This is a genomic window from Mucilaginibacter sp. P4_E8 (assembly GCF_056401495.1).
The window spans coordinates 1-9605 of the sequence record NZ_JBFUJG010000167.1 but is presented as its reverse complement, the minus strand read 5'-3'; the positions used below and the strand labels follow the sequence as shown (position 1 = coordinate 9605).

Here is a 9605-nt window from a genome sequence, read left to right as displayed (position 1 = left end):
GCCCTGTTTTATTCATGGGTACTATAAATTAATACCGGCTACTTGCGTATGATTAAAATTGTAGCAACGGAATGGTTATTATAAAGCGGGATAATAGGTTTGTTCAACCAATCAAACAGATCGGGCTGAGCATATATATTGGTTATATTAAATATGGATAGCATTTAACAGGCGCTAAATGCGGGCAATAAATATATTATTGCAATGATGGTGTAACAGGTATAAGGTTTAGTTAGGCAAACAAAACATTTTTTAAAAATATCCCAAACCACCTTGAGGTGGTTTGGGGTATTAAAAGTGTATTTTTAAATAAAGATCAAAATTTTTAGTTAATACTTCTTGGGCCTGAACCTGCTTGAACTATAGCTGGTACATTTGCAGCCGGATCCAATACTGATGTATAAGAGTAACCTGGTAACCAGTTCGAAATTGCAGTTGTAATATCATTTTTACCACAATTTGAATAAATATTTGTGTTAACACCACTAAAATAACCCGGAGGGTCACCAGCTAAATTTGTAGAAATAGGTTTGGCACAGTTTGAGAAATACTCATTATCGGTACGTACATTACCTCCGGCCCTTGCACCTAATGAATAACCACTGTTATTTAAATGGTAGTTATTAAACACGTGTACACTGCCATAATTCATATCAGGTTCTCTTTCGCTAACATTATACCAAAAGTTATGGTGCAAAGTTACGTGAAGGTGACCGATATCTGACTCATGCCCAACTATTCCTCCGCTTATAAGTACTGATAAATTGGTATCGTGAAACTTGTTCCAGGAAACAGTTACATAATCGGCCGCGCGGGTAATAGAGATATCTTTACCCCAATAAGCCCAGCCATGGTTACGGTCTGTTGAAAACTCGCAATGATCAACCCACACGTGATGTGTTTGCTCCTTGATCATTACTGCAGCATCGGTTACATAGTTTTTAAACCTTATATCCTGAATGATAATGTTGCTTACTGTAAAAATATACAACGATACACCTTGAATAACAGCGCCTGGTTTTCCAATAATTGACTTATTTGATAATACGTATACCGGCTCGTCGCCTGATCCTGTGATCGTACCGCTTACATATACAATTCTTTTAGTGTTATCTCCTACGGCAGCTTTTAAAGCCGCTAAGGTTGTCACTGTAACAGATGAACCTCCGGCTCCTCCGGTGGTTGTTCCGTTAACCATTGCGTATCCCATAAGGCCGGCGGTTGAAGTCGGGGTGGTCTGCGCTGGAGCAGTTGGAGCTGTTATTGAAGTACTACCGGTAGATCCATCTAACGTGTACGTGTATTTCCGGCCATTATTCATTGGGTTGGAATTATCTGATGCTGAGAAAATCAGTGTAGTTCCCCAATGACTGAAACGACCTTTACCATAATCACGGATGTCCTGATGAACCGAATGAGGTGGCTTTAATTCAACACCGTTTTCAAAAAGACGAAGGGTGGATACGGTAGGTTGCTCGTTAGAGTCGCCTGATTTACTTAATGGATATCCAATTTTATAGGCATGTCCACCATCATTCCTTAAACCGGCTAAATTTACGGTGTACTTGGTTCCCGTAGTGGCAGTAGTTGCCAAAGCTGCGGTTGCCGAATTTGTTGTTAATGCAGTACTATCTTGTACACGCGTCGGATCATCTCCGTTCTTTTTGCAACTACCAAAAAAGATAATTGCACTTAGCATCATACTGACTACTGCCACTTTTGTAATAGGTTTTTTTGTTCTTTCCATATGTTTTTTTTTATTAAGGCCATCAAACGGAGCTGCGTTTGATAAATTGCCAATAAAAAAATTTATGGAAAGATGAACTTAAATAGAAAGAGGTTCAAAAACTGCGTTATAACACCTATTTACTGTTAAAATGTGTAAAGGACATGTGTAAACCAAGTGTATAAAATTGCACACTTTCTGACATTAATATGACATTACAGGGTTTCAATGTCAGACGGTACGGGCTCAAAATGTTGCTTTTTGACCTTATAAAACGATTTATACCAGGCTGTAAATCTGGAAACACCAGTGTGAACAGAAATTTTAGGTTTATAGTTTAAAACACCATCCAAATTGGATACATCAGCACAGGTTTCAGCTACATCGCCCTCTTGCATGGGCAAAAATATCTTTTTAGCGGTAACATGCAATTGTTTTTCAATTTCTACTACAAAATCAAGCAGGTTAACCGGCGCTCCCCTGCCAATATTGAAAATACGAAAAGGAGCTTTTGAAGTTGCAGGATCAGGTTTCAGCGCATCCCATTCAGGATTTGCCTCAGCAGGACTGTCAATCACGTGCATAATCCCTTCAACAATATCATCAATATAGGTAAAATCACGTTTCATATTACCGTTATTGAAAATTTCAATAGGTTTACCTTCCAGCATAGCCTTGGTAAAAATAAAGAGCGCCATATCTGGCCGGCCCCATGGACCGTAAACAGTAAAGAAACGCAGGCCTGTAGTGCGTAAATTAAACAAATGACTATAAGTATGCGCCATCATTTCATTAGCTTTTTTTGAAGCTGCGTATAATGAAACCGGATGATCAGCTATATCATGTTCATTAAAAGGCATTTTTTTATTCAAGCCATATACGCTTGATGAACTGGCATAAGCTAAATGATTAATTTTAAAATGCCGGCAACACTCCAGAATGTTTAAAAACCCTTTAATGTTAGAGTCAATGTAAACTTCGGGATTGGTTAAACTGTAACGCACACCGGCTTGTGCTGCCAGGTTACATACAGCATCAAACTGATGGGTTTTGAAACATAATTCAAGTTGGTCCTTATCAAGCAGGTCAAGCTTTATAAATGTATAGTTAGGGTTTGTTTCGCTGCAAACAGGTTTTGCATATTCCAGCTCAGATACCCTGATACCGGCATCTTCCAGCCTCGCATACTTTAACCGTACATCATAATAATCATTAATAATATCAATGCCTACTACCGTATCCCCCCTTTTCAACAAACGTTTAGCCAAATGATAGCCAATGAAACCAGCCGTGCCGGTAACTAAAATTTTCATAAGATTTAAATTTAAAAAATGAATGAATAGAACTTTTTAAGTAAAGAGAATACAATAAAGCTTTGATAATGAAAGCTTTGAATGCCTATGGAACAGGCTGATAGATTATTGTTGAACAAAGTCTGACCAGACCTTATTCAACAATAATTAGTTTAAAAATAAATTTCATCCCACGTATAGTACAGCATCGGTTATTTAGTGCATTTGTGATAATGCTCAATTTGATGGGTATCCTGAACCATCTATTGTATAGCTATACTCCTTACCATTTACAACCGGATCTGTATTATTGGTGGTTGAAAAATATAAAGTTGTACCCCAATGGCTAAAACGGCCCTCACCGTAATCACGGATATCCTGGTGGGCAGAATGAGGAGGACGTAATTCCACACCATTTTCAAAAAGACGGAGAATTGATACAGTAGGTGCCGCATTCGAATCTCCTCCTTCAATTACATATCCTATCTTATAGGAAAATCCTCCATCTGATCTTAAACCATCAAAATCTATTCTATACAAGCCTGGCTTAATTTGTATAGGTGGTTTTACTTGTATTGGTTTTTCCTCTTGTATTGGACTTGGGTTGGCCAGCTCTTTTTTACAACTATCAAATAATATAAGTACACCTAATACCATGACAGATAAACCCACTCTTCCAAGAAATTTCATTTCTTTTTTCATACGATTTTAATTTAAAGTGTAATAGATAACCTTCTTGCTAAAGGTTGTTCATGGTAGGTACGTTGTTAAAATTCTTTAATAAAGAGCTGATAAATATTTCAGGCGTTCTGTTATACAGGTATTGCCTTATTATTTCACTCTTGCTATCGGTATCTTTGCAAAGTGCTTTTTTTATGGTAAGCACCAGCTCATTAATACTATTTGCCTTTGTTTTCAAAATTCCGGGTACGTTTTCTATCCCCCCGGCACATAGTGTAGAAATAACTGACTGATTCATGGTCATCATTTCCAATAAAACATTTGGAAAGCCTTCTTTAATAGATGATACCACGCATACCTTGGCCTGCTTAAAATAAGGCATAGGGTTATCAATACGGCCTTTAAGAATGACGCGGTTTGTAAGCCCCAGGGTTTCAATTAAGGTGATTAGTGAGTGCCTTTCGGGTCCTTCACCCAATATCAGTAACTTTAAATCAGGATACTGTTTTTCAATACAACTAAAGGCGTGAATTAAAATTGAAAATCCTTTTTCAGGGATCAGCCTGCCTGCGGCACAAATAAAATCAGTATCAGTATCAGGATCATTTAAAGGTGATTTAGCTTTAGTAAGAATTTGTTCCAGGTTCACGGGATTTTCCTGTACAATAACTTTTTGAGCCGGTATAAAATTCACATGTTGCAAAAATTGGTAACGCATTAAACTTGTTTGGCAAACAACAAGGTTTACACCCGGATAACCTAATTGATAGGCCAACAAATAGCTCAACCTCTTAAAACCGGCATACCTKGTAAAAACAGAGGTACATTCACGCACAATAAGCTGCGATTTTAAATAACCAATCCGTTTTAAAAAGCCCAGATAAGCATTTAAATAAGGATGGGTGCTCATGATAATAAAATCTTTGCGATAAGGTTTAAGTGAGCTCATCAACCCTAAAAAACCAGCAAGCATACTCTTACAGGTTACATACTGTGATGGCTGCCCGGCTGGAATGTGTAAACCACCAGCCTTTACCTTTTTCAAAAACAATATAGGTGCACCAATGGCACTGGCAGCCATAAGCAATACATTTTCGGCCCCATTAGCCTCATCAGTCATGGAAACGAAAAGCACATGTTGATTAATCGCAGGCATAGTTGTTGGCTTTGTTATAATTCCTTATTTTCTTGACCATTTTTTTCAGAGGACAAAACACACTGGATACACTTCGTTTACCATCTACAATAAGTAAACCATCTGCAAAATTTATGGTATGTAAACCCTGGTCATAAGGTAACTGGGGTAATAATTCAAAAGCGGTACGGTATTCAAATTCCGTTTCATTAATATGTGTAATTTCATTGATCATGATTGAACCCCCATAACGCTTTTCGGGGTTTTGGCTTGGCATATAAAGTTTTTGTTCAACAACGAATAAACACCCGGCCGATCTGCTCACATGGTTGTCAACAGGAATTGGGTTTAAGGCATGTGGTTTAAATGCGCTCAGCAATGTATCAGCGTAAAAAATATACAATTCGCCATGCTTTCTTGACAGGCTGGTAAACAACCAGTATTTACCCTGATAATATATAATGGAACTATCTACAAAATCATCACCAGATAAAATGACCCGTACTTTTTTTAATTTGTGTGGGTTATCATTATCTATCTGGTATAAAACAACCTGCTTTGCTTTGGCTGTTTCAGGAATACAGTATAATTTATCATTTGCAGTAAACAAGTGTGGGTAAGAGAGGTGTACAGACTGGTCCATTATACCTTTTACTCTTTTTTTCCTTTTAAAATCAAAGCCATCTATCATCATTATCTCGCCCCTGGCTTTCCAAAAGTTAAGCTCTTCGTAATATAAATGTATATGGCCTTTTATACTTATGATAAACGGATCAGCAGCATAGTCAACCTTATCTTCCTGAAGCCAGTTTATTTCACCGTTTATTTTTCCGGAACTAATAAGATTTTCTGGGGTTTGGTTAACATAACCAATGTTCCATTTGTCGCACGTAAACAATCTTTTATAATACAGCTGTAACAAATTGATCAATTTCATACTTTAAACATTTTATTAAAAAAGGCTAACACCATTGCAGGCAAAGGCAAGTAATCACTCTCTTGTATTAATGTGCCTCCAAAACTATCTTTAAACTGATTGATCCTTATAAGTGCTTCATCTGTTGTCCCTGCAGCATATCCTCCCAAATCATAAACTTCAAATCCTTGTTGTTTAAAAAAGCACATGTCGTTAAAATGTAATAACCGGTTTGCCCTGCCCACTACGGCTCTATACTGTGTATCGTTTTCATTTCTGAAAAGTGATGCCGAATACAATAACCTTACCCTTTTGATACTCATATCGCTCAGATATGCATGCATTACAATATCGTGTTGGTTATAAACAGCCTTGGTAATAATGATACGGGACTTGTATTTATTAAAATTAGCGCTGAGTTTTGGCAGCTGTTTTGTTTTAGCGAATAAATTATAAAAGCTAACAAAATGCGCTAAATCAGTTTCGGTTGATGTTGTTACACCGTCTTTAATAGCCCTTCTGATCTCGTAACTGGTTTTTTGATCAAATCCAGCTTCAAAAACCTCTGCAGGAGCACTGATATCTATGATTTTTGTAAAAAAGGCCTCCCTGTAATAACCTATAACATCTTCTCCATAAGCACTTTGCTTATAATAATTATAAATACACTGCCACTTTTGCGGTTTGCCGGCAAACCAAATAATATTAACGGGCATTAAGTGCAATGCCCTGGCTTTGATCTGGATCATAAATATTAGATAGTTTGTTTTTTTATACCACTTGATACGCTGGTAAAGCGCTTGGCTTTTGGCTTTTTAGCCACTGCTTAAATACCAGCAATTTCCATATTTGCGGGAAGCGGTTCCATTTGCCTGCCATGTGATCGTGAATCATATCAGAGACCCTTTTTGCATCGATTCCCGGGATGTTTTTCAATTCGGTGGGTGATAATTGGTCAAGCACATAATCCTTAAGCTGATACCTGAACCATTGGCTTAAAGGCATGGTAAATCCGGATTTAGGCCTGTCAAACAAGTAAGCGGGAACATGCTGGTATAAAATATCTTTTAATATCCTTTTTTGAACCCCTTTGCCAAATTTGAAGCTATCAGGCAGTTGCTGTGCAAATGTAACTACCCGGTGATCCATCAGCGGCGCCCTTGCTTCTACTGCAAAAGCCATTGAAGCGCGGTCAACCTTGGTATTGATGTCACCATTTAAATAAGTCTTGATATCAAAGGCCGACATCTTTTGTAAAAAGCTTCCCGGTTCGGCAGACAATATATTCATAAAAGGCACATTCAATCCTAATTGCGGTTGTTCAAGCCAGGAATATTCAAGGCCGCCAAGCATAAGTGCATACAACATATCAATTGTAGAAGTACTGATACCCATTGCAATTAGTTTATGACGATAATTAGGCGATAGCTTTACAAGCCCGCCCATGATCTTACGCAACGCCAGCGGACAGTTAAAAACCTGATTTGCCATGTTTAACCATTTGTACCTGGAGTAACCCATAAAACTTTCGTCCCCGCCATCGCCGCTTAAGGCTACGGTTACATATTTTTTGGTATACTTACTAAGCAACAGCGTTGGGATGGCACTTGAATCGGCAAATGGCTCATCATAGTATTCGCCAAATTTTTCAATTAATGTTATACCTTCCTCTGTATGACATTCGATCGCATGATGGTCGGTTTTTAAATGTTTAGCGATATTTGCGGCAAAAACACTTTCATCAAACCCCTTCTCGTTAAACTTAATGCAAAATGTTTTTATTTGCTTTGTGTTTACGGCCGCAAGAGCGGCTATTAATGAAGAATCAATTCCTCCTGAAAGAAAAACCCCAAGGCTTACATCAGCATGCATACGGATATTAACCGCATCTTTTAACAGTCCCTTAAGTTCGGCTTTGGCCTGTAAATAGGTGCCTGTATAGCTATTTAAATTTGTGTGGTCAAGGTCCCAATATTTTTCAGTTTTAAAATGCCCGGTAGGCAAATCAAAAATAAAGCTATAACCTGCCTGTAGCTTTTTAATTTCTTGCCAGGCAGATCGCGGCTCAGGTACATACCCCCATATAAAATATTCATGAACGGCCTGCATATCCAAACTAACCTGGTTGCCAATTGTAATTTGTGCAGGCTGGCTGCCAAATTCAAAATCAAGCCCGTTATGCATATAGTAAAAAGGCTTTTTACCTAACCTATCCCTTGCCCCAAAAAGTTGTTGCGCTTTTGTATCATAAATTACAAAAGCAAACATGCCATTAAAGTGATCTGTACAATTTGCACCATATTCAAGATATGCGGCAGCAAGCACCTCTGTATCAGAGTCTGTATTAAATGTATGCCCTAATATTTTTAGTTTGGATTTCAGTTGCTGATAATTATAAATTTCGCCGTTAAAAACAACCTTAAGGTGCATGTAGGTAAACGGTTGGTTTGACCGCGGATCAAGATCAACAATTGCCAGCCTGTTATGCCCCWAAATGATAGAATCAATACGCTCAAAGCCAGAATGATCCGGTCCGCGGAAATGCACCCGGGCTAACTTAGCCCTAACAATATCGTCGTTATAGTAAACCGTTGACCCGTAAATCCCACACATATCAATTAATATTTAATTAAATTATTCATGTAACAGGCTTTCATAAGCCTGCCCAATTTTATCAAGAGAAAATCTGTTGTATGCGTCTGCTTTAATTTTTCCATGCGGCCATGATTGGGAACAGGCCTGTACAATCAGTTTTCTTAAATTTACCATATCATGCTGTTCTGCCACGTAGCCATTAAACCCTTCGCGGATCAGTTCATTTATACCTCCTACACGAAAAGTAACTACAGGAACACCCAAGGCCAATGCCTCTAAAATAACGTTGGGAAACCCCTCCGTAAATGAGCATGATACCAAAAGGTCATGTTGTACAACGTGGGTCGAAACCTCATTTACTTCGCCTAAAAAAGTAACCCGCTCATCAAGTTTGCGTAAACTAACATCTGCTTTTAAATCGGCCATTAGAGGGCCATCGCCGGCAATGGTTAAAATATAATTTGGGGGCAACTGCTGCATAATTTCAAGCAAGCGGAACAGGCCTTTTTCAGGGCTTAAACGGGCCACCACTATTAATTTTTTTTGCCCTGATCCGTTCAAATGCTTTTTAATTATAGGTGTATGAAGCACCGGGTTTGATATAACCTTTAGTTTTCCTGAATTAATACCATATAGCTTTGACATAGACTGTTGCATTTCGGCTGACTGGCAAACAATAAAATTAAACCGTACAAATAGAAACCTGGTGAATAAATTATAAAACCTTGCTTTATACCCATAAAACTGCTTCATTTGCTGCGGATTGTTGGATGACCTGGCAATAAGGTTTGGCACCTTTAAAAAGCAGGCCACCATTGCAGTTAAAATATTAATATGATCATTTGTTGAAAAAACAGCAAAGGGTTTAGCCGCTTTTAAAAGCCTGTACAATTTAAAAAAAGACCTGGACGCCTTAACAGTTTTAAGATCAATAAATTCAATACCTTCAATATGTGTTGAAAAACATTGTTTCTGGGCGTTTAAAAAAACTACCGATACCGCATAATCCTCCTTATTAAAATATTGCGAAAGTAGCCAATAAACCCGCTCAGAACCACCGGCTCCAAGTGAGCCCACAATCAAGAATATCTTTTTTTTCATTGTAAAATTATCAATTGCCATTAGGCCATTTCACTAATAATTTGCTCATCAACAGTTGCCTCACTGTACTCATTTTCAGTAATTTTTGCACTTTGCAGAATAGCAAAATATAAAAACAGCGTGGGCCCATCGGCACTAATCAGCCAGGCATTATGAGAT

General features: G+C 38.0%; 8 protein-coding genes. All 8 read right to left on the bottom strand.

Features of this window, described 5'->3' with window-relative positions; translation table 11 throughout:
- Nucleotides 1–325: 325 nt before the first annotated feature.
- A complete protein-coding gene (locus tag AC1DRQ_RS27380; RefSeq protein ID WP_477428662.1) occupies nt 326–1747 on the bottom strand; it encodes a pectate lyase family protein in 1422 nt (473 codons plus the stop codon).
- Between the two features lie 194 nt (nt 1748–1941).
- The gene (locus tag AC1DRQ_RS27375; RefSeq protein WP_477428660.1) at nt 1942–3039 is read right to left on the bottom strand and encodes an NAD-dependent epimerase; all 1098 of its coding nucleotides are present in this window, start codon (nt 3037–3039) and stop codon (nt 1942–1944) included.
- Nucleotides 3040–3255: 216 nt separating this feature from the next.
- Complete coding sequence (locus AC1DRQ_RS27370) at nt 3256–3720, bottom strand: hypothetical protein (protein ID WP_477428658.1); 465 nt, start codon at nt 3718–3720, stop codon at nt 3256–3258.
- A 37-nt stretch (nt 3721–3757) separates the two neighbouring features.
- Entirely contained in the window at nt 3758–4855 is a 1098-nt protein-coding gene (locus AC1DRQ_RS27365; protein ID WP_477428656.1) for a glycosyltransferase, read from the bottom strand.
- Nucleotides 4842–5771 (bottom strand): glucosamine inositolphosphorylceramide transferase family protein, encoded by a 930-nt coding sequence (locus AC1DRQ_RS27360; RefSeq protein WP_477428654.1) that lies wholly within the window; start codon nt 5769–5771, stop codon nt 4842–4844. Before AC1DRQ_RS27360 ends, AC1DRQ_RS27365 begins: the two co-directional genes overlap by 14 nt.
- Entirely contained in the window at nt 5768–6499 is a 732-nt protein-coding gene (locus tag AC1DRQ_RS27355) for a hypothetical protein (protein WP_477428652.1), read from the bottom strand. Before AC1DRQ_RS27355 ends, AC1DRQ_RS27360 begins: the two co-directional genes overlap by 4 nt.
- A gap of 22 nt (nt 6500–6521) precedes the next feature.
- Entirely contained in the window at nt 6522–8363 is a 1842-nt protein-coding gene (gene asnB / locus AC1DRQ_RS27350) for an asparagine synthase (glutamine-hydrolyzing) (protein ID WP_477428650.1), read from the bottom strand.
- Between the two features lie 21 nt (nt 8364–8384).
- Nucleotides 8385–9446: a glycosyltransferase gene (locus AC1DRQ_RS27345; RefSeq protein WP_477428648.1), complete on the bottom strand. Its 1062-nt coding sequence runs from the start codon at nt 9444–9446 to the stop codon at nt 8385–8387.
- Nucleotides 9447–9605: the final 159 nt, after the last annotated feature.

Coding starts and splice junctions, on each gene's coding strand:
- AC1DRQ_RS27380 (WP_477428662.1), bottom strand. CDS start 1,747: ATGGAAAGAACAAAAAAACCTATTACAAAAGTGGCAGTAGTCAGTATG.
- AC1DRQ_RS27375 (WP_477428660.1), bottom strand. CDS start 3,039: ATGAAAATTTTAGTTACCGGCACGGCTGGTTTCATTGGCTATCATTTG.
- AC1DRQ_RS27370 (WP_477428658.1), bottom strand. CDS start 3,720: ATGAAAAAAGAAATGAAATTTCTTGGAAGAGTGGGTTTATCTGTCATG.
- AC1DRQ_RS27360 (WP_477428654.1), bottom strand. CDS start 5,771: ATGAAATTGATCAATTTGTTACAGCTGTATTATAAAAGATTGTTTACG.
- AC1DRQ_RS27355 (WP_477428652.1), bottom strand. CDS start 6,499: ATGATCCAGATCAAAGCCAGGGCATTGCACTTAATGCCCGTTAATATT.
- AC1DRQ_RS27345 (WP_477428648.1), bottom strand. CDS start 9,446: ATGAAAAAAAAGATATTCTTGATTGTGGGCTCACTTGGAGCCGGTGGT.